Below are 25,787 nucleotides of genomic sequence, written 5' to 3'. Positions count from 1 at the left end.
CTAACTGTCAATGTTCTTTACAGTTATCTGACCAAGCCCGGAGAGCCGCTCGTCCCGGTGGCCCGCCCCCTTGTCCCCCCGGTTCGGTTCGCCACGGACACCCTGCGGAGCCGGCGCCGTCCTCAGTGATCCGCTCGGGCCCCCGCCATCCCCCACACCGACACCTCGGGGCGCGGGCGCATTCCGCCCTTTCGAATCTTTCCGGATATGGTTTTTCATATCCGGATATCGCCTCCCGGGGAGGTAGCACGGTGAATGCCCCTCAGAGGGCGGGACAGGCGCCCGCGCGGCCTTTGGGGGCTGTCGGATACGCGGGCGTGCTGCGCGAGCTGCTTCCGATCGCACTGTGGCGTGAGGACGCGGACGGCCGCATCGTCGAATGGTCGCTCGCCGCCCAGGATCTGCTCGGATTCCGGCCGCAGGACGTACTCGACCGGCCGGCGTCGACCCTGCTGGTCCCCGACGGCAACCGTGAGCTGGCCGACCAGCTCACGCAACGCGTCCAGGGCGGGGAGACCGTCGTCGGCACCCTGTCGGTGCGTCACCGCGACGGCCATGAGGTCACCATGGAGATGTGGATCGTGCCGGCCTCCGACGCGCGGGGACGGCCCGGAGCACTGCTGATCGCCGTGGAGACGTCCCAGGTGCTGCGCATGCGGGATTCCCTGGCGGCCCTGGAGAGCCTCTTTCGTCAGTCCCCCATCGGTCTGGCCACCCTCGGCACCGATCTGCGCTTCCTGCGGGTCAACGACGCACTCGCCCGGATGAGCGGCGTCCCGGCCGCCGATCATGTCGGACGGCGGTTGACGGAGGTCGTGCCCGGCGTCGACGCGGTGGCTCTGGAGTCGATGATGCGGGAGGTACTGACCCGGGGCACGGCGATCGTCGACGTCCGCCGTTCCGGGCGGACTCCGGCGGACCCCCACCGTGAACGGACCTGGTCGTGTTCCTACGCGCCGCTGCTCGACGGCGCCGGCCGGATCCTGGGCCTGATCGCCTCCCTCATCGACATCACGGAGAGCCAGCGGGCCGAACGCGACGCCGAACGCGCCCGCCGCCGCTTCGCGCTGCTCGCGGAGGCCGGCACCCGGATCGGCACCACCTTGGACCTGCGGCAGACCTCCGAGGAGATCGTGCGGATGCTGGTGCCCCAGCTCGCGGACTCCGCCGACGTCCAGCTCCTCGAAGAGGTCATCGCGCCCGACGAGTCCACCGCCGCCACCCACGGCGTGGTCCGGCGGATGGCCGCTCTCTTCCCCGATCCCGGTGCCCCCACGGCGAAGCTGGTCCCGGGCATGACGTCCCGGATCGCACCCGGCTCCCTCTACGAACGCGTCATCGCCGACGGCAGTCCCACCAACCTCTACCGGTCCGACGTCCCGGCGCTGATCACCGATCCCCGCGCCGGCGACCTGCGCGCCTATCTCATGAACCTGGGCTCCGCGAGACTGGTCCCGCTGGTCGCCCGGGGCAAGGTGCTCGGCGCGATGGTGGTGACGCGGCTGCGCGGCCGTGAGCCCTTCGACGAGCAGGACTGCGTACTCGTCGACGAGTTGGCCGCGCGCGCCGCCCTGAACATCGACAACGCGCTCATGTACACCCGGCAGCGCGCGGCGGCCCTCACCCTGCAGCGCAGTCTCACCAACAGCGCGCTGCCCGCCGTCCCCGGCCTGGAGCTCACCGGACGGTACCTGCCCGCCAGCGAACACGACGTCGGCGGCGACTGGTTCGACGTCATCGCGCTGCCCACGGAACGGACCGCACTCGTCATCGGGGACGTCATGGGGCACGGCATCCGCGCCGCGGCCGTCATGGGCCAGCTCCGTGCGGCGGTGCGTACGCTCGCCCGGCACGGCATCGAGCCGGCCCACATGCTCCGCTCGCTGGACGCCGTCGTGGCCGACATGGGCGAGGACCAGATGGCGACCTGCGTCTACGCCGTCCACGATCCCGCCTCGGGCGGATGCCTCGTCGCGCGGGCCGGCCACCCCCCGCCCGCGGTGGTGGCGCCGGGCGGCGCGATCACCTTCCTCGACGGCTCGCCGGGGACCCCGCTGGGAACGGGAGGGCAGCAGTTCGGGACCGAGGTCGTCCCGCTGCCGGCGGGCAGTCTGCTCGTGCTGTACACCGACGGGCTCGTCGAAGCCCGCGGCAGGGACCTCGATCAGGGACTCGACCGGCTCGCACGGGCTCTGCGGTGCCCCGGTCAGCCGCTCGCCGCGCTCTGCGACGGCGTCCTTGAGCAGATGCTGCCGCATCCCGCCCAGGACGACGTCGCGGTGCTGATGGCCCGACCGCAGTGAATGTGCCGACGTGCCTGTCGAGCGGATTCGGGGTACCCGCACTTGCGGAGGTACCTCATGTTCGAGGCTGGCGATATCCGTGAATGGCGCGGTCACAACGTGGTCGACCCACAGGGGCACAGGATCGGCGTCCTGGAGTCGGTCTACGTGGACACCGGCACCGACAAGCCCTCCTTCGCAACAGTGACCGTGGGTCTTCCCACCCGTCGCCGCCTGGTGTTCGTGCCGCTCCGCGGGGCGACCGTCGGCCCGGGTTATCTGAAGGTCGCCCACAGCAAAAACGCAGTGAAGAAGGCCCCGGCGATCGGCGTCGACGGCCAGCTGCGCGCCCAGGACGAACCGAAGGTGTTCGCACACTACGAACTGGACTATGCGCCGGGCGCCGGCGGCGAGCGACGCCTTGCCCGCCGCTGAGGCGTCGAGGCCGTCGGGAGTACCCATGAGCCCGTTTCTGTTTCTGATCCTCGTGGCCCTCGTCCTGGGCATCATCGGGTTCGCGGCCCACGGGATGTTCTACCTGCTGATCATCGGCGCCCTCGTTCTCCTCGCCGATCTCATCTACGCCGCGATGCGTTTCCGCCGAGGCGGAAGAAAGCACCGCCTGGCCCGTTGACGGGCCTTGCCCCTGCCGGGCTTTGCCCCTGCCGGGGCCTTGTCCCTGCCCCGCTGACCGTCGACCCCGCCGCAGGCGTCACCCATGCCGGTGATCACCGGCGAAGCAGCCCCGTGTCACCCGGCCCACCGTCACCCTGTGGGCATGCGCCGTCCCCTCGCCCTCGCCCCCGTCCTGGCCGCCGTCCTCCTCACCGGCGGCTGCGTCTCCCTCCCGTCCGGCGCACCGCCGCCCCCGCACATGGCCCCGGACGCCGCCCGCACACCCTCCCCCGTCCCCGCGCCGGGCCAGGCCTCCGCGCGCACCGCCCTCGTCACCACCACCCCCACCCGGGCACCGCAGCAGCACAGCCGAGGCCACCGCGTCGTCACGGAGCGCCGTTCCTCGGGCGCCGAGGGGCACCCGCGCTCGCACGCCCGGACTCCGGCGCGCCCGGACACGGCCCCGGCGGCACGACCCGCACGTCCCGCACCGCCCGGGCCCGCCACGCCTCCGCCGGCCCGTCGCCGGTCCGCGGCCCCTGTCGCGCCCCGCCACCAGACCCCTGGGCCGCGGACCACCCAGCCCCGGCCCACATACGACATGCGCACCGTGTGCGAGTGGTCGCACCAGTCACCCGTGCCCCCTGCCGTACGCGGCCTCTGCGACGCCTACGTCCGCTGAGCGACCCGCCTCGCCGCGCGCGAAGCCGGCTCCCGCAGCCGGTGCTCATCCGACGTGGCGGCGGACCGCGTCGAGGAACCCGTCGATGTCGCCCGGCATGTGGGAGAACGCGGTGACGAGCCGGACGACTCCAGGGCCCCAGCGACCGTGGTGGAAGGTGTAGCCCTCGGCGAGGAGTCCTCCGACGGCCTGCTGGGGCAGACGGCAGAAGACGATGTTCGCCTGCGGGGTGGCCGACAGGCCGATACCGGGGACGGCCTTGAGGCCGTCGCTGAGCCGCCTGGCCATGGCGTTCGCCTGGCGGGCGTTGCGCAGCCACAGGTCGTCGGTGAGGTAGGCGTCGAGCTGGGCGGCGTGGAAGCGCATCTTGGAGGCCAGTTGCCCGGCACGCTTGGCGCGGAAGGCGAGTTCGCCGGCGAGTGCGGGGTCGAAGGAGACGACGGCCTCGACGGTCATCGCGCCGTTCTTGGTGGCTCCGAACGACAGCACGTCCACGCCGGCCTTCCAGGTCATCTCCGCCGGGGAGGCGCCGAGGTGGTCCAGGGCGTTGGCGAAGCGTGCGCCGTCCATGTGGACACGCAGACCGGCGTCCTTGGCGATGGCGCACAGGCGGCGGATCTCCTCCAGGGTGTGGACACTGCCGCTTTCGGTGGCCTGGCTGATGCTCAGGACGGACGGCTGCACGGCGTGCACGTCCCCCACCCGGTGACGCACCGCCTGCTGAAGAGCGTCCGGGTCGACCTTGGTGTCGTCTCCGGCCACGGTGACGATCTTGGCTCCGTCGGTGAAGAACTCGGGGGCTCCGCATTCACTGGTGTTGATGTGACTGGCGGGGTGGGCCAGCACGCTTCCCCAGGGCCGGGTCAGGGCGGCCAGGCTCAGGGCGTTGGCAACCGAACCGGTGGAGACCAGGAGGACGGCGGTGTCCCGTTCGAAGATCGTGTCCAGCTTGCGGCGCACCTTGTCGGTGAACGGATCGCTGCCGTACGGCAGGACCTGGCCCGAGGCTGCCTCGACGACGGCCTGGACGATCTCCGGGGACGCCCCGGCCATGTTGTCGCTGATGAATGCGCGGCTGGAGGGGATGGAACCGGTGCTGGTGTCCATGGGCGGGCTTCCTTGGGTACGGTGCGTGCGCTCATGGTCTGGTCAGAGGGTGAGCAGTTCCTCGTGGAAGCCGCCGAACTCCCGCTCCCGGTCGATGAGATGGATCTCCAGGATCCAGTGGCAGCGGCGCCGGGCCTTGTCGGTGCGCCGCAGCGGGGTTTCGTTGGCCGGGGTGATGTACGACTCCGTGTCGGCGCCGTCGATCCACTCGTGCGGGAACTCGCCGACCAGGTGCCCGGCGTGCCAGCCGCCCAGCTCCCAGCCGGCGTCGGCGGCCAGCCGCTCGACCTCGGTGTACAGCTGCTTGCCGGTGATGTCCGGGGTGCTCTCGAAGATGTGCTTGCCGGCGGCGAAGATCTTCGGCAGGTCGTCCCGCAGCCGTTTCTTGACCGGGTCGTCGCCGAGGACGAAGGTCCGGCCGAAGTCGGCCTCGTACTCCTCGAAGACGGGCCCGAAGTCGGCGAAGACGATGTCGTCCGCGCTCATCACCCGGTCCGGCGGGTTCTCGCGGTACGGCGCGAGCGTGTTCGGGCCCGACCGCACGATCCGCTTGTGCCAGTGCCGGGTCGTGCCGAACAGCTCGTTCGCCAGGTCCCGGATCCGGTCGCTGACCGCTCGCTCGCCTTCCCCCGGCGCGACGAGCCCGCGTCCCTCGATCTCCGCGAAGAGCCGTTCGGCCTTGGCCTGTGCGTCCAACAGTCGTGCCGCGCGCGTGGGTTCGTCGTCCGCCATGGGGCCGACCGTAGTGATCGGGGCCGCTGCCGGCAACGGGGTTCCGCCGACCGGCGGGCGGCTTTCGGTACCGATCGGTGTCATGCCCATGTGGTGTAGCCGCGGGGGCGCCGCCGAAGTCGGGGTCGGTCTCCGCCCAGGACAGCAGTGCGTGGTGGCCGTCGGCGCCGGACACCGCGATCAGGAAGCGCAGGCGGTCCTTGCGGCGGGCGGGGTCGAAGGCGGGCGGTGCGGCCATGAGGACGTCGTGCAGCAGTGGTCCGGTGAAGCCGTGGTGCCGGACGCCGCCGGTGGCGCACTCGAAGCTGACGTCGGTTCGGTGCTGCGACCAGGCGAGCAGGTCGGGCACCGTCAGCCGGGCCGGACGGGTCAGGTCTTTGGTGAGGGCGAGTTCTGCGACCGGGCCGGCGGCCGTACCGGCGGGTGCGAGGGACTGACTCACGGGCTATCACCTCCCGGATGACCGCACCCGAAGCCACTCCTCACTCAAACGCAGATGCCAACCATTATTACGACAGGGCCAGCTCATGCAATGTACTTAGTTTATATCTCCTTGCACTTGCGGTGATCAATGACGAGGGGACCGGCCTGTCGTTCTTCATGGTGACGCGCGAAAACCCCTGCGTCCGCCGTTGTCCCGCGTCATACGCTGACGCCCGCTGTCTGCTGAGGGAGGACATATGGAGTTCCGGAGCCTGACCCGTACGGAAGCCGAGCGCCGGGGTGCGTTGTTGACGGTCGAGCGGTACGACGTCGACATCGACCTCACCGGTCTGACCGACGGGCCGGAGGTCCGGTGCGTCTCCACCGTGACCTTCGGCTGCCGGGAGCCGGGCGCGGAGACCTTCGTGGACTGTGCGGCGCAGGTCCGCAGCGCCACGCTGAACGGCCGCCCGCTCACCCCCGCCGGGGACGGCCGGATACTCCTGCCCGGCCTCGCCGAGCACAACGTCCTGCGGGTGGAGAGCGTGCAGGCCGACACGGCGACCGGCGCGGGCGTGCACAAGGCGACCGACCCCGCGGACGGCGAGGTCTATGTGTGGATGAGCTTCGAACCGGACGAGGCCCGGTTCGTCTGGGCGTGCTTCGACCAGCCCGACCTGAAGGCCCCGCACGCCTTCACCGTCACCGCCCCGACCGCATGGACCGTCACCAGCAACGCGCAGGATCCGCGCGTCGAGGAGCTGGCCGGCGCCCGCCGCTGGACGTTCCCGGCCACCCCGCCCCTGTCCGTGTACAACACGGTCGTCAATGCGGGGCCGTTCCACGAGGTCCGCCGCGAGGCCGACGGACACGACCTCGGCCTCTACGCCCGCCGCTCCCTCGCCGCGGTCCTCGACCGCGACGCCGACGAGATCTTCACCCTCACCCGTCAGGGCCTCGCCTTCTTCGGCGAGGCCTTCGCCATGCCGTTCCCGCAAGCCAAGTACGACCAGGTGTTCATGCCGGAGTTCGGCGGGGCGATGGAGAACTACGGCTGTGTGACCTGGTCGGACGGCTTCCTGCGGCGGGCCACGCCGACGCCCGCCGAGAGCGAGCTGCTGGCGAAGGTGCTGCTGCACGAGATGGCCCACATGTGGTTCGGCAACATCGTCACCATGCGCTGGTGGGACGACCTGTGGCTCAACGAGGCGTTCGCGGAGTTCGCCTGCCACTGGGCCGCCGAGCGCGCCACCCGGTACACCGACGCCTGGGCGGGCCATCTGGCGGACGGCAAGCTCAGGGCGTACCTCTCCGACCAGGGGCCCGTGTCGCACCCGATCCATCAGCCCATCCACGACGTCGCCCAGGCCGCCTCGATCTTCGACAACATCACCTACCCCAAGGGCGCGTCCGTTCTCCAGCAGCTCATGACGTATGTCGGCGAGGAACGCTTCAGGGCCGGCATGACCTCCTACTTCGCCCGCCACGCGTGGGGCAGCGCCACACTCCAGGACCTCATCGACGCACTGTCCGAGGCGAGCGGGCGCGACCTGGACACCTGGCGCACGGCGTGGCTCGGCACCGCGGGCCCGGACCGCTTCACCGTGGAACGCGACGGCGACACCGTGACGCTGGCGGCCGTGGGCGTCCCGCGCCCGCAGGTGCTGGCCGTGGGCGCATATCGCAGGAACGGCGAAGCCCTCGAACGCGAGGCGCTGGTACGCGTCGAGGTGACACAGGCCCGCACGCCGCTCACCGGTCTGCCGCCCGAGGCGGACACCGGCCTCCTGCTGATCAACGACGACGATCTGACCTTCGCCACCACCCGCCCGGATCCCGCGACGAGGGACGCCCTGTTCGGCGCCGCGGCGCAGCTGCCCACGGCCATCTCCCGGGGGGTGGCCGTGGCGACCGTGTGGGACATGCTGACCGCCGGGGAGGCCACTGCGGCGGAAGCCGGGCGGTGCATCACCGCCGTCCTCGCGGCCGAGACGTCCGACGCCGTGATCGAGCCCTATCTGACGCTCGCCGCGAACATCGCCGAACTGTGGGCGCCGCACGACGAGCGCGCCGCACTGACGGCGGCGGTGGCAGCGGTCTGTCGGCGGCTCGCCGCGGGCCCCGGCCGCCGCCGGGTCGCCCTGCGCGGCCTGGCCCGCACCGCGACAAACCCGGAGGACCTGGCATGGCTGCGTGAACAGGCGGGCGACGACGTGGATCTGCGCTGGCGCGCGCTGGTCCGCGAAGCGGAACTGGGCGGGGACGTCTCGGCCGAGGCCGCCGTGCTCCTGGCCGACGACCCGGATCCCGACGCCTGGGTCCGCGCCCTCACCGTGCGGGCCGCCGTGCCGGACCCCGCCGCCAAGGCGGAGGTGTGGCAGAGGGTGGCGGTGGACCGCGCGGTCCCCGTCAACGCGGTCGGCCAGGTGGCGGCGGCGTTCTGGCGCCCCGCCCAGGACGCGCTGCTGGCGCCGTACGCCCAGAGTTATCTGGAATCCGTCCCGCAGTTGCACCGAGGCGGGATGATCCCGGCGATGGTCTTCGCGAGCCACCTCTTCCCACCGCACGCCGTCGACACCGCGTATGTCGAGAAGGCCCGGCAGGCCTCCCACGAGGCGGCCCCGGTGGTGCGCAACACGCTCCTGGAACGTTCGGACGCGGTGTGGCGGATGCTCCGTTCCCGAACCCGCACGGCCTGACCGAAGGCCGACTCGGCTTCCTCGACGGGGAGCACCTGCTCGCCGGTTGCGGGCGGAGCGCCGCCAGGCCCCCCGGTCAGTGCTGTCCTGACGTGCCGTGAGATGTCGTCGGTCGGCGCCGTGTGGGCGGCCGTGATGCCGAGCCCCATGGCGGCCGGCCGTCGGCCCCTCCCTCACGCCGCGTGTCTCCTCGCCCCCGTCGTCCGTACCGGGGCGGCCGTGGGGCGGGGGGCTGCGGCCGGAGTGCGGGCGGGGCAGGCCCGGTAGGTGGTCTTCGTCGGATCCGTGACGGGCTCGCCGAGCGTGATCCGTCCCGCCGCGTACAGCGCGTCGCACTCGGCGGTGGACAGGGCGACATAGCAGCCTCCCCATCCGCCGTCGGCGTCCAGCGGCCGCCAGTAGCCGTACACCCGGCGTCCGCCGGCGTACTCGGTCACGAACACCGGCGTACGCGGATCGGAGACGATGCTCAGGACGTCGCGGACCTGCGGCTTGGCGGCGGAGGACGGCATCATGAAGGACCTTTCCTGGGCGGGGACATGAGACCGCCTACCCCGCGGAGCGGAAGTTGATCTCACCTGGGGCATCCTTCATCACGGCACTGACAACGGGCCGCCCCCGGCCCAGTTGCACCTGCGGCGCCTACGCGCGGGCCGGTGATTCCCCTGCCTCGCGGGCCCACTTCTCGACGAGGGGCACGCAGGCCTCGGCGAAGTGGTCGTAGTCCTCGGGGGTGTTGTAGACGTGGGCGGACAGCCGGAGGTAGCCGAGCCCGTCGAAGCTGGTGAACGCGGCTTCCACGCCCAGCTCGGCGGTCGCACGGTCGCGCAGGGCGTCCGCCGCGACCCGGCTCGTGCCCAGTCCCTCGGGCAGCCGGACCAGGCGCATGCCGGGGACGGGCATCCCGACGTCGACGGGGTCCGCCGTGGTCCCGGTCCGGGCGAAGGCGGCCGCGACGACGTGGGCGCCGTACTCCGCCAGCTCGTCCATGTACCGGCGGGCGGTGTCCCAGCCCCAGGTGTCGTCGATGAAGTCCAGCGCGGTGGGCGCGGCCAGGCAGCCCGTGGCGTCGAGCGTGCCCTGATGGTCGAAGCGGTCCGGGAAGGGTTCGGCGGCGCCCCAGGAGTCGATCAGCGGGTGCAGGTCCGTGCGCAGCGGGCCGCGGGCGACGAGCGCCGCCGTGCCGCGCGGGGCGCACCCCCACTTGTGGAGGTTGCCGACCCAGGCGTCGCAGACCAGGCCGTCCAGCGGCGCGGCGAGCAGTCCGGGTGCGTGGGCGCCGTCGACGAGCAGGGTGACCCCGCGCCGCGCGGCTTCCGCGGCGACGCGTTCGACCGGCATCAGCCGTGCCGTCGCGGAGGTGATGTGGTCCAGGACGAGGAGGGCGACGTCCTCGTCCACCTCCGCCATCACCGCCTGGTAGGCCTGCTCGGCGTCGGCCGCCAGGGGGACCCGGGCGGTGCGCACGCTCCTCCCCCAGCGGTCTGCCAGCCGATGGGCGCCCATGGTGACGGCACCGTAGCCGTGGTCGGTGACCACGATGTCCCCGCCGGGGCGGTCGGCGAGCGCGGCGAAGACGACGCTGGCCCCGGCGCTGGCGTTCGGCACGAGAGCCAGGTCCCCGACGTCGGTCCGCAGGTGACCGGCGAGGGCCGCGCGGGCGACGGCGATCCGGCCGGGCAGCGACGGGAACCATACGACCGGCGCGCGTTCCATCTCGGCCCGCAGCGCGCTCTGCCGCTGCTGCGCCACCAGCGGGACGGCGCCGAACGAGCCGTGGTTGAGATGCCGCAGCCGGGGGTCGAGCGTCCAGGCCGCCATCGCGGGCCGCCCGTCGGGCAGCACCAACGGCCGGGGGACGGTGCCGACTTCGACCTCGTTCATGGGACTCCGTGTGCTCAGGAGAAGAACGACCGCTGCGCGGGCAGGCCGGGAGTGAAGGAGGACGGGGCGCTCATGACCCGGTCCAGGTCTCTCTTGATGCGTTCGGCCTCGCCACGCACCTGGGCGGGCACATCACCGCGTTCGGTGACGAGGCGATGGTAGATCGGGGTGTCGTCGAAGACGGGGATCACCGGGGCGCTCTGCTTTCATGGACGGTCGCTTCCGAGGCGTCGCCCGACGGCCGGAACAGCGGAACCGTTGACGGCGACAACATCGTATTGTCCCCCATGAGTTCGGCGCGGGTGACCACGGGACCCGTCGGCCGCGCGCACAGGGACCGTGAACTGGCGATTCCCGCCCCGGACGGCTCGGGCGCACGAACTGCCTCCTGACGGCCAGCGCCGGGTCCGCGACATCACCGAAGAGGTGGAGAGTGCCACCGTCCGGCCGGCCCCGGCTTCAGCAGCGGGGCCGGCCGGGGTCGCGTCAGCGGGCGAGGAGTTCGAGGGTGTCGACCACGCGGTGGGAGAAGCCCCACTCGTTGTCGTACCAGGCGACGACCTTGATGTGGCGGCCGTCGACGCGGGTGAGTTCCGAGTCGAAGATCGAGGAGGCCGGGTTGCCGACGATGTCGGACGACACCAGCGCGTCCTCGGAGTACTCCAGGATCCCGGCCAGCGGGCCTTCGGCGGCCGTACGGTAGGCCGCCAGGACCTCCTCGCGGGTCACGTCACGCGCGACGCTCGTGTTGAGCTCGACGATCGAGCCCACCGGGATCGGCACCCGCAGCGAGTCGCCGGACAGCTTGCCGTCGAGGTTGGGCAGCACCCGGCCGATCGCCTTGGCCGCGCCGGTCGTGGTCGGCGCGATGTTGACGGCCGCGGCACGGGCCCGGCGGGCGTCGCGGTGCGGCCCGTCCTGCAGGTTCTGCTCCTGCGTGTAGGCGTGCACCGTGGTCATGAACCCGTGCTCGATGCCGGCCAGGTCGTCCAGGACCGCGGCCAGCGGGGCCAGCGCGTTGGTCGTGCACGAGGCGTTGGAGACGATCGTGTGCAGTTCGGGGTCGTAGGCGTCGGTGTTGACGCCATAGGCCAGGGTGACGTCTGCACCGTCGGAGGGCGCGCTGACCAGCACCTTGCGCGCGCCCGCGTCGAGGTGGGCGCGGGCGGCCTTGGCGGAGGTGAAGCGGCCGGTGGCCTCCAGCACGAGGTCGACGCCGAGTTCGCCCCAGGGCAGCCGGCCCGGCTCGCGCTCGGCGAGGACCTTGATGCGCCGGCCGTCCACGACGAGGGTGTCGCCGTCGACGGTGACCGGACGGCCCAGCCGGCCGGCCGTCGAGTCGAAGGCGAGCAGCCGCGCGAGAGCCGCGGGCTCCGTGAGGTCGTTGACCGCGACGATCTCCAGGGCGCTGTCGCGCTCCAGGAGCGCACGCAGCACATTGCGTCCGATACGACCGAAACCGTTGATGGCGATGCGAGTCATGAATGGTGTCCCTTCGGTTCAGCACCAGCCTCGCGCGCGACGCCCGACCGTGACCGGGGCGTGAGCGCCAGGGTTCGCAAGGATCTCGCCAGGCCGAGGAAGTGGGCGCCCGGCGCGCTCCCCGGCTACTCGCCCCGGGTGAAGGTGCTCCGGTACTCGCTCGGTGTGGTGCCGAGGATCTGCTGGAAGTGCGCCCGCAGGTTCGCCCCCGTGCCGAGGCCTACGTCGTTCGCGATCTGCTCGATGCTGCGCTCGGAGCGTTCCAGCAGCTCGCGGGCCATGTCGATGCGGGCGCGCATCACCCACTGCATCGGTGTGTACCCGGTGTCCTCGACGAAGCGTCGCGAGAAGGTGCGCTCCGAGACCGCCGCGTGCCGGGCCAGCGTCTCCAGGGTGAGGGGTTCGCCGAGCCGGTGCAGCGCCCACTCGCGGGTGGCGGCGAACCGTTCCCCCAGCGGCTCGGGCACGCTGCGCGGCACGTACTGCGCCTGGCCGCCGCTGCGGTAGGGGGCGGCGACCAGGCGCCGGGCCGCGTGGTTGGAGGCGGCCACCCCGAGGTCGCGGCGCAGGATGTGCAGGCACAGGTCGATGCCGGAGGCGGCTCCGGCCGACGTCAGCACGCTGCCCTCGTCGACGAACAGGACGTTCTCGTCGACCTTCACCTGCGGGTGCTTCGCCGCCAGCGCCCGTGTGTAGTGCCAGTGCGTGGTGGCCCGTCGGCCGTCGAGCAGGCCGGTGGCGGCGAGCGCGAAGGCCCCCGTCGAGATGGCGGCCAGCCGGGCGCCCCGGGCATGGGCGGCGAGCAGCGCGCCGACGACGGCCTGCGGCGGGTCGTCGCGGTCGGGGAGCCGGTAGCCGGGGATGAAGACGACATCGGCCCAGTCGAGCGCGTCCAGGCCGTGGGCCACGTGGTACGACAGGCCGTCTCCGCCGGTCACCAGGCCGGGCGCCGCGCCGCACACCCGCACCTCGTAGGGCATGCTCGCGCGGGTCGCGAACACCTGCGCGGGGATGCCGACGTCGAGCGGCTTGGCGCCGGCCAGCACCAGGACGGCGACGCGTTGGAGGCGGGAGGACGACACCCGGCACAGGGTACGGGGGTGCGAACCGCTACCGGTACGCCGTCCCGCGTCGGCACCAGCATCGTTCGGGCCCTTGGGACTGGCGCTGGTACTGGTACGGGAATTCGTACGGGCTTCGGACCGGTATTGGTATGGACCTGACACCCTGAGCGGGCTAGGCTCTGCCGCGCCACACCTGAGAGCGCTCTCACCCATCCGCTGTTCCACCCCCCACTCACTGGAACGACGAAGGGCAACACCCATGAGACGCACAAGGCTCAAGCACGTCTGCCTGGCCGCATTACTGACGCTCGCCGGCCTCGGCGGCGCGGGCACCCTCCCCGCCGCGGCGAACGGCGGCGAGGCCACCGCCGCGCCCGCCACAACCGCCTCCACCTCCGCCTCCGCCTCCGCCTCCGCCTCCGCCTCCGCTTCTGCTTCTGCTTCTGCTTCTGCTTCTGCTTCTGCTTCGAGTACCGCCCCCGCCGCCGCGCTGCTCGACGCCATGCGGCAGGACTTGGGGCTGACCGAGGAACAGGCCGCCGCCCGGCTGGACGCCGAGCGGGCCGCCACCGCACTCGAACCGAAGGCGCGCCGCACGGCGGGCGCCGCCTACGCGGGGTCCTGGTTCGACGCCGCCGACGGCCGTCTGACGGTCGCCGTCACCTCGCAGGCCACGCGGTCGACCCGCGCGACGCTGCGCGCCGAGGGGGCCGGTGTCCGTGTCGTCGAGCACAGCGCAAGGGCGCTGGACACGGCGAAGTCACGCATCGACCGGCTCTCCGCCCCCTTTGGGGTGGGGAGTTGGCATGTCGACCCGGTGGCGAACGCCGTCGTGGTCTCCGTCGTCGGCGACCGGCGCTCCGACAACGATGTCCAGCGGTTCCTGGCGCAGGCCCGCACCGCCGGTCCCGTCACCGTCGAGACCGTCGCCTCGGCTCCGCGCACGTTCGCGGCGGGCACGGTGGGCGGCGACCCCTACTACACGGGCAACGTGCGCTGTTCCATCGGCTTCTCGGTGTACGGCGGGTTCGTCACCGCCGGCCACTGCGGCCGGGCCGGCGCGGGCGTCTCGGGCTGGGACGGCTCCTACGTCGGCGCCTTCCAGGGCTCCTCGTTCCCCGACAACGACTATGCCTGGGTGAGCGTGGGCAGTGGCTGGTGGACCGTTCCGGTCGTGCTCGGCTGGGGCACGGTCTCCGACCAGCTGGTGCGCGGCTCGGCCGAGGCCCCCGTGGGCGCCTCCGTCTGCCGGTCCGGGTCGACCACGCACTGGCACTGCGGCACGGTGCTGGCGAAGGACGAGACGGTCAACTACAGCGAGGGCGCGGTGCACCAGATGACGAAGACGAACGTCTGTGCCGAAGGGGGCGACTCCGGCGGCTCGTTCATCAGCGGCGACCAGGCGCAGGGCGTCACCTCCGGCGGCTGGGGCAACTGCTCCTCCGGCGGCGAGACCTGGTTCCAGCCGGTGAACGAGATCCTCAACCGCTACGGGCTCACGCTGCACACCTACTGACCGTCTTCCCGCGGTCTCCTCGCGGTCTCCCCGCACGTGGGGGTGGCCCTCTGTCAGGGAGGGCCACCCCCGCCTTCGTCGGCGCTGTTGGGGGCACCGTCGAACGGAACCCCCAGTGGGCCGAACCGGCCGTACACACCGCCTCGGCGGCCGTGGAACGGACATACCGCCTCGTCGTGGGGACGCGTTGGCTCCCGCCTCTGGCCCCGGCGACCAACCCGGCGGTATACAAGCCCAGTTGAACGCGACGACGGCCGGACTGGACGACGTCGTCGGTGGGCGTGGGCTTCGAGGGGGAGGAACGCGATGCAGGGCGACATACGCACGGGGAGAGTGGCGGGACTGGCCGGTCGTCGCCGAAAGGGCGTCACCTTTCTGGCGGCGCTGGGAGGTTGTGCCCTCGTGGCCGCTTCGGCCGCGCCCGCGGCGGCGCACGGCGGGGGCGATGACGGTGATGGTGGCGGAAGCCGGTATGTGGCGCTCGGCGACTCCTACACCTCCGGCCCCTTCATCCCCCGGCAGGTCGACGCCAACTGCGCCCGCTCCGACCACAACTACCCGTCGCTCGTGGCCGGGCAGCTGCGGGCGAGCCTGTTCAAGGACGTCAGCTGCAGCGGGGCGACGACCGAGAACATGTGGAAGCCGCAGGGGACCAACGGCCCTCAGCTCGACGCGCTGAGCCGCAACAGCAGCCTCGTGACGGTCCAGATCGGCGGCAACGACATCGGCTTCGGTTCGATCATCGGCACCTGTGCCCAACTGGCCCCGCAGGATCCGACGGGCAATCCGTGCCAACGTCACTACGGGTCCTCGGGCGTCGACCAGCTCACGGTCGAGATCGCCAGGACGGCGCCCAAGGTCGCGCGGGTGCTTGCAGCCGTGCACGACAGGGCCCCCCGCGCCCGGGTCCTCGTCGTCGGCTACCCCGACCTTCTGCCCGACGACGGCAGCAGCTGTGCGCCCGCCGTGCCGTTCGCGTCGCGGGACTTCCCCTACCTCCGGGACACCGGCAAACGCCTCAATCTGATGCTGCGTCTGGTGGCCCGCTGGAACCACGCCGAGTACGTCGACACCTACGGTCCGACCATCGGCCACGACATGTGCAAGCCCCCGGCGGAACGGTGGATCGAGCCGTTGCGGCCCGCCTCGCCGGCCGCTCCGGCCCACCCCAACGCCAAGGGCGAGGAGGCGATGGCAGGTGCGGTGCTGAAGCGGCTGACCCACGGGCGATACGGCCACTGACTCCGGCCGACTCGGCGGGTGGGCCTTCGGACGGGCGATCGTGCACCCGGAGGTGCCCGTTCGGACCTTTCCCGGTCGGCCTGCGCCTGGGTAGAGAAGGAGGATCGAGGAAAGGTCCGCCATGCGTGCGAAGGAACAGCCCGAGAAGGACGCCGGCCCACGGCGCGTGCCGAACCCGCCGGGACAGACAGCCGCGGTGGTGCAGCCCGCCGCCGCCCCCATGTCCCCGGCGGCGCTCGCGTCCTTGCAGCGCACCGCCGGAAACGCGGTGGTGGCACGGATGGTCGAGGAGCAGCGGGGCGACGCCGGCGCGGACCCCGGGCACGAGCAGGCTGTGCAACGGTCCGCGGTGCACGACGTGCTGCGCTCGACCGGCCGGCCGCTGGACGAGCCGCTGCGCGCCGAGATGGAAGCGCGGCTGGGCAGCGACTTCTCCGACGTGCGTCTGCACACCGGCGCCGCCGCGCAGCGTTCCGCGGCCTCGGTGGGTGCCCGTGCGTTCACCTCCGGCAACCATGTGGTCATCGGCGACGGCGGGAGCGACAAGCACACCCTGGCGCATGAGCTGACCCATGTCATCCAGCAACGGCAGGGACCGGTCGCGGGGACGGACGACGGCACCGGGTTGAGCATCTCGGACCCGTCGGACCGCTTCGAGCGCGAGGCGGAGGCCCGGGCGACCGAGGTCATGCGCGGGGAAGTCGCGGACACCGCGCACACCCCTGCCGCCGCCCCTGCCTCCGCGCCGGGCGGAGCCGCGGGCGGGACGCCGCCCGCGCCCGTCCAGCGCATGAGGTCGGCCACCCAGGCGCATCTCAATCTCCCTTTCCACAACGCCGAGTTGGAGGAGACGGGGCAGCACCGGATGGGCGTGCACGGCCGTTTCCTCACGCCCACGCCCGAACTGACGGAGGAACAAGAGCAGGACGGGCGTCTGCGCCGGAAGATCACCGAGGAGCAGGCGAAGCAGTACAAGCGGATACAGCAGGACGTGATCGCGAAGGAGGAGGAGCACGGTGGCGACCACTACCCCTTCTTCCACGCCCAGGATCCCCGCATCCGGGTGGCCCAGGACGTCTACAAGCGGGTCTACTCCCGCCATCACCGCGAGGAAGTGCCGGACGACTTCCACTTCCTGAGGTACCCGGGGCCGAAGGACACCGACTATTCGCACTACGAGAACATCTCGCAGTTCTTCGACGCGGACATGAAGCAGAACGGACTGATCGACGACAACATCACCCCCACCAAGTCCAACATCATTTCTGCCAACCTGTCCCTGCACGGCGGCCTGAACCACCCGGGCGAGGAGACCTTCCACTACTTCCAGATCGGCAAGGGGCAGACCGAAATCCCCGTGGCAGCGTTCATCAAGGACTTCCTGACCAAGTTCGGCCTGGACACCAGCGGAGTCGAGGAACTCTACGAAGAGGCCGAAAAACTCAACGACACAAAAGAGGGCAGCCTCTTCCAGATCCTCGTCCCCAAGAACCTGGCCGACGACGTGGCCTACCTCGCCCATCCGCATGGTCTGCCGCATGACGACGAGCTCCTCGACGACCTCCACACGCTGGGTCCCATCCGCTACAACAAGTTCGCGGCCGCCTCACCGGACCAGGTCGAGAACGAGCGGATCAAGCTTCCCGTCGACCATGAGCGCGAGAAGATGAACGACGAGATCACCAGAAACCTCGACGCCGTCCGCGCGGTGTGGAACACCGACGTCCAGGAGCCGTCGCCGATTCCGGGCAGCGACGTCCTCCCGCCCGGCCCCGGCATCACCGCGGACCAGGTGGGAGCCGCGCGTCCGCAACTCGATGCGCATGCGAAGCAGCAACAGCAGTGGCATCTCAAGCAGCAGGCCACCGCCCTCCACAACAGAACGCTTGAACGGTTCCACCAGGGCGCATACGCGCCGACCACCCACCTCGACGACTATGTCAACCATCCGGAGAAGCTGAGCCACCCGGAACTCGGACGGCAGCGGGAGCTCGTCGGGAAGAACCCCGAGCATTTCCAGGGGCAGGGAAAGAAGAGCCGCCACGAGATGATGCGGGTGGCGAACCGGCAGAACTTCATGCAGGCCCGCGTGCTCCTGTCGAAGAACTTCATGCTGAACCCCAAGAGCGGCATCAAGATCGTCCGGCACACCACCATGGACCCGGAGAACGCCAAGAAATACGAGACGCTGCTCGACAAGTACGTCGAGAAACTCTTCCCCGACCAGGCCTCGAAGCAGTAGCCGGGGTTCCCGTGCAACCGCCGGTACGTATCGCGTGTCTTCATCGACAAAGGGGATGATTTCCACCATCCATTCCGACTCGTTCCAACGGGGGAACACATGAGTCTCGCTCGCATGCGAACCCGCGGCGTCGCGGCCGCGGTCCTCGTCGCCCTGACGGCGACCACGCTCGCGGCCGCCGACGCTGGGGCCTCCGATGCCGGGCTTTCCGGCGCGGGGGTTTCCGGCGCGAAGGCCGCGACGCCGCAGACACGTCAGATCGCCTCGTCCGTCCTCGGCAGCGACTACAGGGTCACCCTGACGGCTCTGCGGTCGGCCGACGACGCCTACGCCGCCTCGGTGCGCCTGCAGGTCTATACGCAGGCAGGCGGTGCCTGGAAGGAGTCGGACCGGGTGACCGTGGGCGACGTCGACGGCTGGTTCTGGTACCCGCTGACGGGCAAGGGCGCCGTCTGCCAGTTCTCGACCGCCGGCACCGAGCCCGCACCGATCACGGTGAGCCTGCTGCTCACACCCTCCCTGGGCTGCTCCGGGCCGACGCACTTCGTCGTGCGTCAGGGCAGGGTGTACGCCGGCTGAGCGGAGGCGGCCGAAGGGACCCGGTTCCCCGGGTCCAGGCGTGGTACCACTGGTACCGTGGGCTGCATGTCGGAGCCCAAAGCGATGAATCTGCGTTTCCCCGACCCCGAGCAGCGGGCCGCCATCGCCGCCGCCGCGAAGCAGGAGGGGGTCAGTCTGCAGGAGTACATCCTCTCGGCCGCCTACGCCCGTGCGACCGCCGTCGAAGCGCGGTTCCTGGAGGGCTTCAAGGAGTCCATGGCCCGCAGCGGTGCGGCGTTCGCGGCCGAACCGAGCGCCGCGGACCCGCGCGCCGAGGAGCGAGCGGCCGAACGGGAAGCACGGCGCGACCTCGAACAGCAGGAGCGAGGGCACGCGGCGTGACCCAGCCGGACCACCCGTTGGACGTCACGTTTCTGCTGCATGCCGCCGAGCTGCTCGACGGTGATCCGCAGGTCGACGACTACGGGCCGCTGTACGCCGCGGTGGCGCGGGTCAACGCGCGGGCGCTGGAGCACGACGTCTACGGTTCGCTGCACCTCAAGGCCGGCGCCCTGCTGCAGACCCTGGCGAAGCTGCCGTGCCTGGAGCACTCGAACGAAGCCTTCGCTTGGCATGCCACCGAGGCCTACCTGATCCTCAACGCGCGCAGGCTCGACTACCCGCCCAAGGCGGCCGTCGCGCTCGTGCGCGACGCCGCTTCCGGAGCTCTCGGTGTCGCCCGGATCGCCCGCCAACTGCGGGACTGGTCCGTCGCCTGATCCCTCACGGGGCGGCCCGCCGCGGGCACGTCGGGCCTCGCCGGGTTCGCGGGCGGGCCGTTACTGTCGCCGGCATGGACCGTGAGCGCCGAGGATGGATCCCCTGTGTGCTCGGCGGGGCCGTGTTCGCCGTGTGCATGGCGGGCACCACGCTGCCGACCCCTCTGTACGGCCTCTACCAGGACAAGTTCGACTTCTCCGAACTGACGGTCACCGTGGTGTACGCGGTGTACGCCTTCGCGGTGATCGGCATACTGCTGGTGGCGGGCAACGCCTCGGACACCGTGGGCAGACGACCTGTGCTGCTGTGGGGCCTGGGATGCGCGGCGGCAAGCGCCGTCTGCTTCCTGAGCGCCACCGGGCTGGGCTGGCTGTACGCGGGACGGCTGTTTTCGGGACTGTCCGCCGGTCTGTTCACCGGAGCGGCCACGGCATACGTGATGGACCTGGCGCCGGCCGGCGGCGCCTTGCGGGCCACGTTCGTGGCGACGGCCGCCAACATGGGCGGCCTGGGCTGCGGGCCGCTGCTCGCCGGGATCCTCGCGCAGTACGCGGCCTGGCCGCTGTACCTGCCGTTCGCCGTGTACCTCGCCCTGGTCGCCTGCTCGGCCGCGGTCGTGGCGGGCCTTCCGGAGACCGTGCGGGACCGGAGGCCGCCGAGCACCGTACGGCCGCAGCGGCCCGCTCTGCCGCCACAGGTGCGGACGGTGTTCGGGCCGGCGGCGATCGCCTCGTTCGTGGGGTTCGCGCTGTTCGGGGTGTTCACCTCGGTCAGCCCCGCGTTCCTCGCGCACTCCCTCGACGTGGGCAACCACGCCGTGAGCGGTCTGATCGTCGCGTTGGCCTTCTTCGCCTCGACCGCCGGGCAGTTGGCCGTGGGCCGGGTCGGGGTCGGACGATCGCTGCCTCTGGGGTGCGGGGCGCTGCTGGCCGGGCTGGCGCTGCTCGCGGGCGCCCTGCGATGGGAGGTGCTGTCACTGGTGGTGCTGAGCGCGCTCGTCGGCGGGGCCGGGCAGGGGCTGGCCTTCCGCGGTGCGCTGTCGGCGGTGGCCGAGGCGTCTCCCGCCAACCGGCGCGCGGCGGTGATCTCGACGCTCTTCGTGGTGGCCTACGCCGGCATCTCGGTGCCGGTGATCGGCGTGGGCGTACTGACGGGCCCGATCGGCCTGGAGGGTGCGGGGCTGGTGTTCATCGCCTGCATGGCCGTTCTCGTGTCGACCGCGGCCGCCTACCTGGTGCGCCGGCCGGTGCCGACGAGGGCCTGAGACACCTGGGGAGCCCGGCCCGCCACACGCTTGGCCGCGCCCGTACGAGTGGGGTCGATCCGGCGGCGAAGCGACACGGGGCCGACCGGCGTTGTGCAGAGCCCATCCGTCTTCACCGGAAAGGTCCTTCCATGCGACGTACCGCCCTCTTCGCCGTCTGTGCCCTGGTCAGCGCCGCGGCAATGGGATTCTTCACCACCAGCGCCATCCGCAGCCGCTGACTCACGGGGCTGGACGACGTCTGCGCTGCGCCTCACGAACAACCCCGTCCGGAGCGGCGCCGCGTCGTCCCGGACGGGGCGAGGTGGAGCCGCCGGCTCCTCCCGCCCCGGGTCGACTCCCCGGCGCGACGGCGCTGTCAGTGGCCCCGGCTACGGTGGCGTCGTGGACAGAGAACAGCTGGTCGATGCGCTCACCGGTCGTGGGGAAGACCCCCGGACGGCCCGCGACGCCCTCGTGGCGCGAGGCGCCGAGGTGGTGTTCGGGGTGCTGGACGTGCTCTGCGACGAGCAGTCGCCCGTCAACTGGGCCTACCCCGGGGAGGTGTTGAGCCGCATCGGCGAGCCCGCGCTCGTCCCGCTCGTCGACGCCGTCGTCTCGGCCGCTTCGCCCGAAGTGGAGCGCAGGGCCGGATGGGCACTGGGAGGCCTTCAGGTCCAGGACATGACGGTCTTCCTGCCCCTGCTGAAGCATCCGCACCCCCAGGTCCGCGTGAGCGCGCTCACCGCCTTTCAGGGGCGGGCGCAGTCGGCGTTGCCGTTCACCGACCGGCTGTTGCCGTCACTGGGTGACCCTGTGGAGGAGGTCCGGCGGCGCGCCGTGACGGCCTGCACGGCCCTGGGCGCCGGCGCGGTCGCCGCCCTGCGGCGGATACGCCGGGCGCCCGCGCGCGGGCCCCGGCTGCGGGCGGGGGCATTGGAAGCACTCGCCGCCATCGGCGGGCCGGCCGCGCTGGATTCCGAAGACCTTGACGCACTGCGCCGGTTGACGCGGATCAAGCAGCACACGGAGGTGCCCGAGCGCATGCACCTGTGCGGATCCTGGTACGCGGTGCCGTGCGCCGATCCGCGGGCGGTGTTGGACGCCTTCGATCTGGGCGACGCCCAGTCGGTCACCCTGCGCACCGGCGCGGCCGCCTGGAACCACGACCGTCACAACTGGCGCCGGGCGCACGGCCACGAAGCCTGCGCCCGGGCGTTCGTCAGCCCGGTGCTGGACGGCTGGACCCTGGTCTTCGGCCAGCCGTCGCAGGACGCCCACCGCATGGAGGACGCCGACGACGCCTGTCGCGACGAGGTCATGGCGGGTGTGGTGCGCGAGCGGTGTGCGGAGCTCAGCGACCGGTTCGGGGCGGCCCAGTGGTACGGGATGAGCTGCGGGGACAGCTGGACCGCCTGGTGCATCGCCGAGGCCGGTGAAGTGGTGCGCTTCTACGACGCGTTCAGCGCCGAAGAAGACAACGACGAAGGAGACGGCGACGAACTGGGCGACCGGCAACCGGGACACCCCGCCGAAGCCGGATACCTGCTGCCGCATCAGAGAGGCTCTTTCCCCGACGACCTCTTCGACGGGGTGGACCCTTCGGACATCGCGGCGCTCGACTCCAGATACCGGCAGGTGAAAGAGGAACTCGGCATCCCCGACACCTGTTACGCCGTCGACGTGGCCGCCCGGCTGTCGGTCGATCCCGGCTCCCTCGGCCCCGGGACGACAGTCGCCGGGCACGGCGTACTCGCTCTCACCGCATGCGGCCGGGAACACGGCCACCCGGCCGGAGCACTGCCGGTCTGACGCAGCGGCCGAGGACCTCCGGCGTGGGCGAGCGGGGTGGTCCCGGCGCGACCGGGGTCTCCCGCGCTCCCGTTCGTCACTCCGGCTGAGTCACCGTCAGCGCCCATCGGACGGACTGCGACGAGGCGTCCACGCCGATGGTGAAGGAGCCCGGTCGGACGACGCCGGCGGCCATGGTCGCCGAGCCGACTCCGGTGCTCCCCGCCGGGCAGTCGACCGAGAAGTCGGCCACCTCCGCCTCCTGCGACTGCATCGTCACGCGCACGCTGCCGTCGCCCTCGCACGCCACCGTGAGGACGGTCGGCAGGCCGTCCCAGGCGCCGCCCGACGCGACGCCGCCGTCACCGGTCCGTTCCTCCACCCACACCAGGCCGTCCGGGCCGGGGTGGGGCAACAGGGGACCGCCGGCTGCGGCGGCGGGCCCCGCCCCGACGCCCGCCAACGCACAGGCGGCCAGCGCCGTCACGGTCAGCGCTCTGCTCGTTCGACTCATGTTCGCTCCTCGGTGATCCGTCATGGACCCCGGAGTCTGCCGGGTTGATCGCTTCCGTTGCTGAGTACGCGTACTCAGCAACCATCAAGTTGGCCGAAACCGGCCCCCGAAGAACGGGCCGCCAGTCGGCAGTCCCAGTGCCCGGCTCGCTCCTTCAGCATGCGCAACCGCGAGGCGAACCGCTCGACTTCTGCGTATTCACTCATGATTCCCCCCTGATCCGCGGCCCGCCGGTCGCCGTCCCCACGGCATTCCAGCGGCTCGGCGCAGGCCTGGGCCGGCACAGGTCGGCGTCCCGGCATCTCGATGCACTGGAGGCAGCTTGGCAGGTTCAGAGCAATTCCAGCAGCCATCTCCGGGGGAGCCTGCCACACCCCGTGTCTGCGGCATGATCGGCCCGGGCAGGCCCCGGGGTTCGCGGCCGGCCCGGCGGTACCTTCCGCCGGCCGCCCCGGGGCCGCGCGGTGCAGTGACGCGGGCGCTCCAGGAGCGGGCGCCGCATGCCGACGGCAGCCGTCCGGCCCGTCGACCAATTCTTCAGGAGGAACGGATGCGACCGAGGACGTTTCGCCGGGGTCTGGCCTTCACGAGTGCCTTGATCATGCTCGGGTTCGGGTCGGCGGAGAGCGACGCCAAGGCCGCGATCGCCGTATGCGGTCACACCGCCGAACAGCCGGTGCTGCGGCAGGGATCCACCGGGCCGGCGGCGCTCGAAGCGCAGTGTGAGCTCAACCTGGCCACCAAGCACGGCAGTTACACGCCGATCGCGGTGGACGGGAGTTTCGGGCCCGGCACCGCGGAACGGGTCCAGACGTTTCAGCGGTGTGCGGGACTGACCGCCGACGGCGAGATCGGCCCCCTCACCTGGGCCGCGCTGAACACCTGGTCCGCGCACCCGCGTTCGTGCCCGCCCGGCGGGACACCGGGCGTCGCGCAGGCGTCCGTGTGCGGGCACACCGACACCCGACCCACGCTGCGCCGGGGCGCGAAAGGCGTCGAGGTCAAGGAGGTGCAGTGTCGTCTCGACCTGGCGATGGAGCCGGGCCACTACCCGCCGCTGTCCATCGACGGCGACTTCGGCGGCGGGACCGAGAACCGGGTCGTCGAGTTCCAGATGTGCGCAGGCCTGAGCGCGGACGGGGTGGTCGGGCCGAACACCTGGGCCGGACTTGCCGACTGGTCCAGCCGGAACATGTACTGCACACCGCCCCGGCCGGCCGGCTATCCGATCGACGGTCTGGACACCGCCAAGTACCAGCATCCCAACGGCGCCCCCGTCGACTGGGCCGCGGTGCGGGCCTCCGGCGTCGAGTTCACCACCGTCAAGGCCACCCGGGGTCTCAACGTGACCGACGAATACCTCGCCACCGATCTGGAAGGCGCCAGGGCGGCGGGACTCGCCGTCGCGCCCTACCACTTCTACACCGCCTCCTCCCCCGACACCGGGACCGCCCAGGCCGACCGGTTCATCGCCGCGGTACGCGCGGTCGGCTACACCGGTCAGCGTCCCGGTGACCTGCCGCCGGTCTTCGATCTGGAGCGCATGGACGACGGCAGTGAGGGCTGTCCCACCTATGTCTCGGTCTCCGACGCCAAGGCCTGGCTCGACACGGTGGAAGCGGCGTTCGGCCGGAAGCCCGTCATCTACACCCAGAAGTCGTTCCTCGACGACTGCCTGGGCTCCACCACCGCCTTCGCCGCGTATCCCCTCCAGCTCGCGGACTACCGTCGGTCGATCACCGAGCCGCCGCTGCCGAACGGTTCCGGCACCTGGCTCATGTGGCAGTACACCGACGCCGCGCTCTTCGACGGCATCGCGGCCCCGGCCACCGCGGACGTCTTCAACGGCACCCAGGCCGACCTCGACCGTCTGGCCAACCGGTGAGCCGTTGAACCGGTGAGCCATTGGCCGGTCAAGCCTGCCCCCCGGCGCGGCGGCGGAGCGGCCCGAGGTGCGCGCCGGTCCTGCCGGGGGGAAGCTGACGATCATGGCACGCAAGGGTGGGCGGCCCGCCGAGGGGCACGACGTGGAGAGGCTTCTCGACGAGCTCTACGTCACGCCGCCGTCCGGCTTCGTCTCCCGACGCGAGGAGCTGGCCGCCGAGGCCAGGGCGGCCGGCCGCGGGGAGGACGCCCGCCGGATCCGTGCCGCCCGCCGCCCCACGCTCGCCGCCTGGGCCGCCAACCTGCTGCTGCGCTCGCAGCCGCGGGAGAGCCGGCGGTTCCTGGAGCTGGGGCGAGCGCTGCGTGAGGCGTACCGGATCCTGGACGCCGAGGGGATCAGGGAGCTGTCCGAGCAGCGCCGCACGGTCGTCTCCGCGCTGTCCCGGCAGGCCGCCGAGCTGGCCCGGGTGGCCGGGCACCGGCTGTCGGACACAGCCCAGCGGGACGTCGAAGCCACCCTGCGGGCCGTGCTCGCCGATCAGGCGGCCGCCGACCGGTGGGCCGGCGGCCGCCTGGAGAGCACCCTCACCCCGCCTGCGGACTTTCCCGCAGACGACGCCGAGGCGGCCGGCCCGGCGCGCGTGCCGGCCCGGGCGGTGGTTGCGGCGCCCTCGGCGCGGTCGCGGGCGAAGGACGAACTCACCGAGCGGCGCCGTCTGCGGCAGGAGCAGCTCGCTCAGGCCCGCCGGGCGGCCGAGGCCGCTGACCAGCGGCTCCGTGAGGTGCATGCCGAGCAGGCGGACGCCGAAGCCGCGTTGCAGCAGGCCCGTGAGCGGCTCGACCAGGTCGCTCGGCAGGAGTCCGCCGCCGAGCAGCGGCTGCGCCAGGCACGCCAAGAGCTCCGGCGGGCCGACCAGGAACGCAGCGAGGCCGAGGAACGGCTTCGGGCGAGCGTCGACGCTGTGTCCCGGGCCGGACAGGCGGCCCGGGACGCCGCACGGGAGGTGTCACGTCTGTCCGGAGCCCACGGCCAGGCTTCCCGGTGACGTGCCCCTCGGTGACCTG

24 protein-coding genes and 1 pseudogene are annotated in these 25,787 nt (G+C 71.8%); 15 read left to right on the top strand and 10 right to left on the bottom strand.

Annotation, left to right across the window (positions count from 1 at the left end; all coding sequences use genetic code 11):
• Positions 1-317 precede the first annotated feature (317 nt).
• The 4 genes from ACIBTS_RS38425 (at position 318) to ACIBTS_RS38410 (ending at position 3,579) form a co-directional block, all read left to right on the top strand.
• The gene (locus ACIBTS_RS38425) at positions 318-2,303 is read left to right on the top strand and encodes a SpoIIE family protein phosphatase (protein WP_399325349.1); all 1,986 of its coding nucleotides are present in this window, start codon (positions 318-320) and stop codon (positions 2,301-2,303) included.
• 57 nt (positions 2,304-2,360) lie between these two features.
• Complete coding sequence (locus tag ACIBTS_RS38420) at positions 2,361-2,717, top strand: PRC-barrel domain-containing protein (RefSeq protein WP_399325307.1); 357 nt, start codon at positions 2,361-2,363, stop codon at positions 2,715-2,717.
• Between the two features lie 25 nt (positions 2,718-2,742).
• On the top strand, positions 2,743-2,916 hold the full coding sequence (locus ACIBTS_RS38415) for a hypothetical protein (RefSeq protein ID WP_399325306.1): 174 nt from the start codon (positions 2,743-2,745) through the stop codon (positions 2,914-2,916).
• Between the two features lie 144 nt (positions 2,917-3,060).
• Positions 3,061-3,579, top strand: a complete 519-nt coding sequence (locus ACIBTS_RS38410; protein ID WP_399325305.1) for a hypothetical protein — start codon at positions 3,061-3,063, stop codon at positions 3,577-3,579.
• Positions 3,580-3,624: 45 nt separating this feature from the next.
• Here ACIBTS_RS38410 and ACIBTS_RS38405 read toward each other — a convergent pair whose 3' ends face one another.
• From ACIBTS_RS38405 to ACIBTS_RS38395, 3 genes and pseudogenes are all read right to left on the bottom strand, one after another.
• Complete coding sequence (locus ACIBTS_RS38405) at positions 3,625-4,686, bottom strand: threonine aldolase family protein (protein WP_399325304.1); 1,062 nt, start codon at positions 4,684-4,686, stop codon at positions 3,625-3,627.
• A 42-nt stretch (positions 4,687-4,728) separates the two neighbouring features.
• A complete protein-coding gene (locus ACIBTS_RS38400) occupies positions 4,729-5,418 on the bottom strand; it encodes a M24 family metallopeptidase (protein WP_399325303.1) in 690 nt (229 codons plus the stop codon).
• A gap of 103 nt (positions 5,419-5,521) precedes the next feature.
• Positions 5,522-5,860 (bottom strand): annotated as a pseudogene (locus ACIBTS_RS38395) (hypothetical protein); the annotation flags it as partial.
• 238 nt (positions 5,861-6,098) lie between these two features.
• On the opposite strand from ACIBTS_RS38395, the gene pepN reads away from it, so the two are divergent.
• Positions 6,099-8,540, top strand: a complete 2,442-nt coding sequence (gene pepN / locus ACIBTS_RS38390; protein WP_399325302.1) for an aminopeptidase N — start codon at positions 6,099-6,101, stop codon at positions 8,538-8,540.
• A gap of 173 nt (positions 8,541-8,713) precedes the next feature.
• Here the strand turns inward: pepN and ACIBTS_RS38385 are convergent, their stop codons facing one another.
• The 5 genes from ACIBTS_RS38385 to ACIBTS_RS38365 all read right to left on the bottom strand — a co-directional run bounded on the left by ACIBTS_RS38385 (position 8,714) and on the right by ACIBTS_RS38365 (position 12,988).
• Positions 8,714-9,055 (bottom strand): hypothetical protein, encoded by a 342-nt coding sequence (locus tag ACIBTS_RS38385; protein WP_399325301.1) that lies wholly within the window; start codon positions 9,053-9,055, stop codon positions 8,714-8,716.
• 127 nt (positions 9,056-9,182) lie between these two features.
• A complete protein-coding gene (locus ACIBTS_RS38380) occupies positions 9,183-10,424 on the bottom strand; it encodes an aminotransferase class V-fold PLP-dependent enzyme (RefSeq protein ID WP_399325300.1) in 1,242 nt (413 codons plus the stop codon).
• 14 nt (positions 10,425-10,438) lie between these two features.
• Positions 10,439-10,615 (bottom strand): hypothetical protein, encoded by a 177-nt coding sequence (locus ACIBTS_RS38375; RefSeq protein ID WP_173877633.1) that lies wholly within the window; start codon positions 10,613-10,615, stop codon positions 10,439-10,441.
• Between the two features lie 295 nt (positions 10,616-10,910).
• A complete protein-coding gene (gene gap / locus ACIBTS_RS38370; protein ID WP_399325299.1) occupies positions 10,911-11,906 on the bottom strand; it encodes a type I glyceraldehyde-3-phosphate dehydrogenase in 996 nt (331 codons plus the stop codon).
• Positions 11,907-12,031: 125 nt separating this feature from the next.
• Positions 12,032-12,988: a GlxA family transcriptional regulator gene (locus ACIBTS_RS38365; RefSeq protein ID WP_399325298.1), complete on the bottom strand. Its 957-nt coding sequence runs from the start codon at positions 12,986-12,988 to the stop codon at positions 12,032-12,034.
• Between the two features lie 241 nt (positions 12,989-13,229).
• On the opposite strand from ACIBTS_RS38365, the gene ACIBTS_RS38360 reads away from it, so the two are divergent.
• The 8 genes from ACIBTS_RS38360 to ACIBTS_RS38325 all read left to right on the top strand — a co-directional run bounded on the left by ACIBTS_RS38360 (position 13,230) and on the right by ACIBTS_RS38325 (position 22,345).
• Positions 13,230-14,486 (top strand): alpha-lytic protease prodomain-containing protein, encoded by a 1,257-nt coding sequence (locus ACIBTS_RS38360; RefSeq protein ID WP_399325297.1) that lies wholly within the window; start codon positions 13,230-13,232, stop codon positions 14,484-14,486.
• Between the two features lie 306 nt (positions 14,487-14,792).
• On the top strand, positions 14,793-15,728 hold the full coding sequence (locus ACIBTS_RS38355; protein WP_399325296.1) for an SGNH/GDSL hydrolase family protein: 936 nt from the start codon (positions 14,793-14,795) through the stop codon (positions 15,726-15,728).
• 121 nt (positions 15,729-15,849) lie between these two features.
• A complete protein-coding gene (locus ACIBTS_RS38350; RefSeq protein ID WP_399325295.1) occupies positions 15,850-17,970 on the top strand; it encodes a DUF4157 domain-containing protein in 2,121 nt (706 codons plus the stop codon).
• A gap of 99 nt (positions 17,971-18,069) precedes the next feature.
• Positions 18,070-18,549: a hypothetical protein gene (locus ACIBTS_RS38345; RefSeq protein ID WP_399325294.1), complete on the top strand. Its 480-nt coding sequence runs from the start codon at positions 18,070-18,072 to the stop codon at positions 18,547-18,549.
• 66 nt (positions 18,550-18,615) lie between these two features.
• Positions 18,616-18,912, top strand: a complete 297-nt coding sequence (locus tag ACIBTS_RS38340) for a DUF1778 domain-containing protein (protein ID WP_319671988.1) — start codon at positions 18,616-18,618, stop codon at positions 18,910-18,912.
• Positions 18,909-19,289, top strand: coding sequence for a fic family toxin-antitoxin system, toxin component (locus ACIBTS_RS38335; RefSeq protein ID WP_399325293.1), 381 nt, complete (start codon positions 18,909-18,911; stop codon positions 19,287-19,289). Before ACIBTS_RS38340 ends, ACIBTS_RS38335 begins: the two co-directional genes overlap by 4 nt.
• Before the next feature lie 74 nt (positions 19,290-19,363).
• The gene (locus tag ACIBTS_RS38330) at positions 19,364-20,554 is read left to right on the top strand and encodes an MFS transporter (protein ID WP_399325292.1); all 1,191 of its coding nucleotides are present in this window, start codon (positions 19,364-19,366) and stop codon (positions 20,552-20,554) included.
• Between the two features lie 384 nt (positions 20,555-20,938).
• The gene (locus tag ACIBTS_RS38325) at positions 20,939-22,345 is read left to right on the top strand and encodes a HEAT repeat domain-containing protein (RefSeq protein ID WP_399325291.1); all 1,407 of its coding nucleotides are present in this window, start codon (positions 20,939-20,941) and stop codon (positions 22,343-22,345) included.
• Positions 22,346-22,421: 76 nt separating this feature from the next.
• On the opposite strand, the gene ACIBTS_RS38320 is transcribed toward ACIBTS_RS38325, so the two are convergent.
• Positions 22,422-22,838, bottom strand: coding sequence for a hypothetical protein (locus ACIBTS_RS38320; RefSeq protein ID WP_399325290.1), 417 nt, complete (start codon positions 22,836-22,838; stop codon positions 22,422-22,424).
• Positions 22,839-22,912: 74 nt separating this feature from the next.
• Positions 22,913-23,044, bottom strand: a complete 132-nt coding sequence (locus ACIBTS_RS38315; protein WP_399325289.1) for a hypothetical protein — start codon at positions 23,042-23,044, stop codon at positions 22,913-22,915.
• Between the two features lie 344 nt (positions 23,045-23,388).
• Here ACIBTS_RS38315 and ACIBTS_RS38310 point away from each other — a divergent pair, with 344 nt between their 5' ends.
• Positions 23,389-24,723, top strand: coding sequence for a GH25 family lysozyme (locus tag ACIBTS_RS38310; protein ID WP_399325288.1), 1,335 nt, complete (start codon positions 23,389-23,391; stop codon positions 24,721-24,723).
• A 103-nt stretch (positions 24,724-24,826) separates the two neighbouring features.
• Entirely contained in the window at positions 24,827-25,768 is a 942-nt protein-coding gene (locus ACIBTS_RS38305) for a hypothetical protein (RefSeq protein WP_399325287.1), read from the top strand.
• The last annotated feature ends 19 nt before the right edge of the window (positions 25,769-25,787 follow it).

This window comes from Streptomyces sp. NPDC050121, from assembly GCF_044460385.1.
Taxonomy (GTDB): domain Bacteria; phylum Actinomycetota; class Actinomycetes; order Streptomycetales; family Streptomycetaceae; genus Streptomyces; species Streptomyces soliscabiei.
Note: the sequence above shows the minus strand (reverse complement) of the source record. Positions and strands in the feature narration are given on the sequence as shown.

What these genes read in the sequence shown, in the direction of transcription:
- ACIBTS_RS38420 (WP_399325307.1), top strand. Translation starts at nt 2,361, where the DNA reads ATGTTCGAGGCTGGCGATATCCGTGAATGGCGCGGTCACAACGTGGTC.
- ACIBTS_RS38415 (WP_399325306.1), top strand. Translation starts at nt 2,743, where the DNA reads ATGAGCCCGTTTCTGTTTCTGATCCTCGTGGCCCTCGTCCTGGGCATC.
- ACIBTS_RS38410 (WP_399325305.1), top strand. Translation starts at nt 3,061, where the DNA reads ATGCGCCGTCCCCTCGCCCTCGCCCCCGTCCTGGCCGCCGTCCTCCTC.
- ACIBTS_RS38405 (WP_399325304.1), bottom strand. Translation starts at nt 4,686, where the DNA reads ATGGACACCAGCACCGGTTCCATCCCCTCCAGCCGCGCATTCATCAGC.
- ACIBTS_RS38400 (WP_399325303.1), bottom strand. Translation starts at nt 5,418, where the DNA reads ATGGCGGACGACGAACCCACGCGCGCGGCACGACTGTTGGACGCACAG.
- pepN (WP_399325302.1), top strand. Translation starts at nt 6,099, where the DNA reads ATGGAGTTCCGGAGCCTGACCCGTACGGAAGCCGAGCGCCGGGGTGCG.
- ACIBTS_RS38385 (WP_399325301.1), bottom strand. Translation starts at nt 9,055, where the DNA reads ATGATGCCGTCCTCCGCCGCCAAGCCGCAGGTCCGCGACGTCCTGAGC.
- ACIBTS_RS38380 (WP_399325300.1), bottom strand. Translation starts at nt 10,424, where the DNA reads ATGAACGAGGTCGAAGTCGGCACCGTCCCCCGGCCGTTGGTGCTGCCC.
- gap (WP_399325299.1), bottom strand. Translation starts at nt 11,906, where the DNA reads ATGACTCGCATCGCCATCAACGGTTTCGGTCGTATCGGACGCAATGTG.
- ACIBTS_RS38360 (WP_399325297.1), top strand. Translation starts at nt 13,230, where the DNA reads ATGAGACGCACAAGGCTCAAGCACGTCTGCCTGGCCGCATTACTGACG.
- ACIBTS_RS38355 (WP_399325296.1), top strand. Translation starts at nt 14,793, where the DNA reads ATGCAGGGCGACATACGCACGGGGAGAGTGGCGGGACTGGCCGGTCGT.
- ACIBTS_RS38350 (WP_399325295.1), top strand. Translation starts at nt 15,850, where the DNA reads ATGCGTGCGAAGGAACAGCCCGAGAAGGACGCCGGCCCACGGCGCGTG.
- ACIBTS_RS38345 (WP_399325294.1), top strand. Translation starts at nt 18,070, where the DNA reads ATGAGTCTCGCTCGCATGCGAACCCGCGGCGTCGCGGCCGCGGTCCTC.
- ACIBTS_RS38340 (WP_319671988.1), top strand. Translation starts at nt 18,616, where the DNA reads ATGTCGGAGCCCAAAGCGATGAATCTGCGTTTCCCCGACCCCGAGCAG.
- ACIBTS_RS38330 (WP_399325292.1), top strand. Translation starts at nt 19,364, where the DNA reads ATGGACCGTGAGCGCCGAGGATGGATCCCCTGTGTGCTCGGCGGGGCC.
- ACIBTS_RS38320 (WP_399325290.1), bottom strand. Translation starts at nt 22,838, where the DNA reads ATGAGTCGAACGAGCAGAGCGCTGACCGTGACGGCGCTGGCCGCCTGT.
- ACIBTS_RS38315 (WP_399325289.1), bottom strand. Translation starts at nt 23,044, where the DNA reads ATGAGTGAATACGCAGAAGTCGAGCGGTTCGCCTCGCGGTTGCGCATG.
- ACIBTS_RS38310 (WP_399325288.1), top strand. Translation starts at nt 23,389, where the DNA reads ATGCGACCGAGGACGTTTCGCCGGGGTCTGGCCTTCACGAGTGCCTTG.
- ACIBTS_RS38305 (WP_399325287.1), top strand. Translation starts at nt 24,827, where the DNA reads ATGGCACGCAAGGGTGGGCGGCCCGCCGAGGGGCACGACGTGGAGAGG.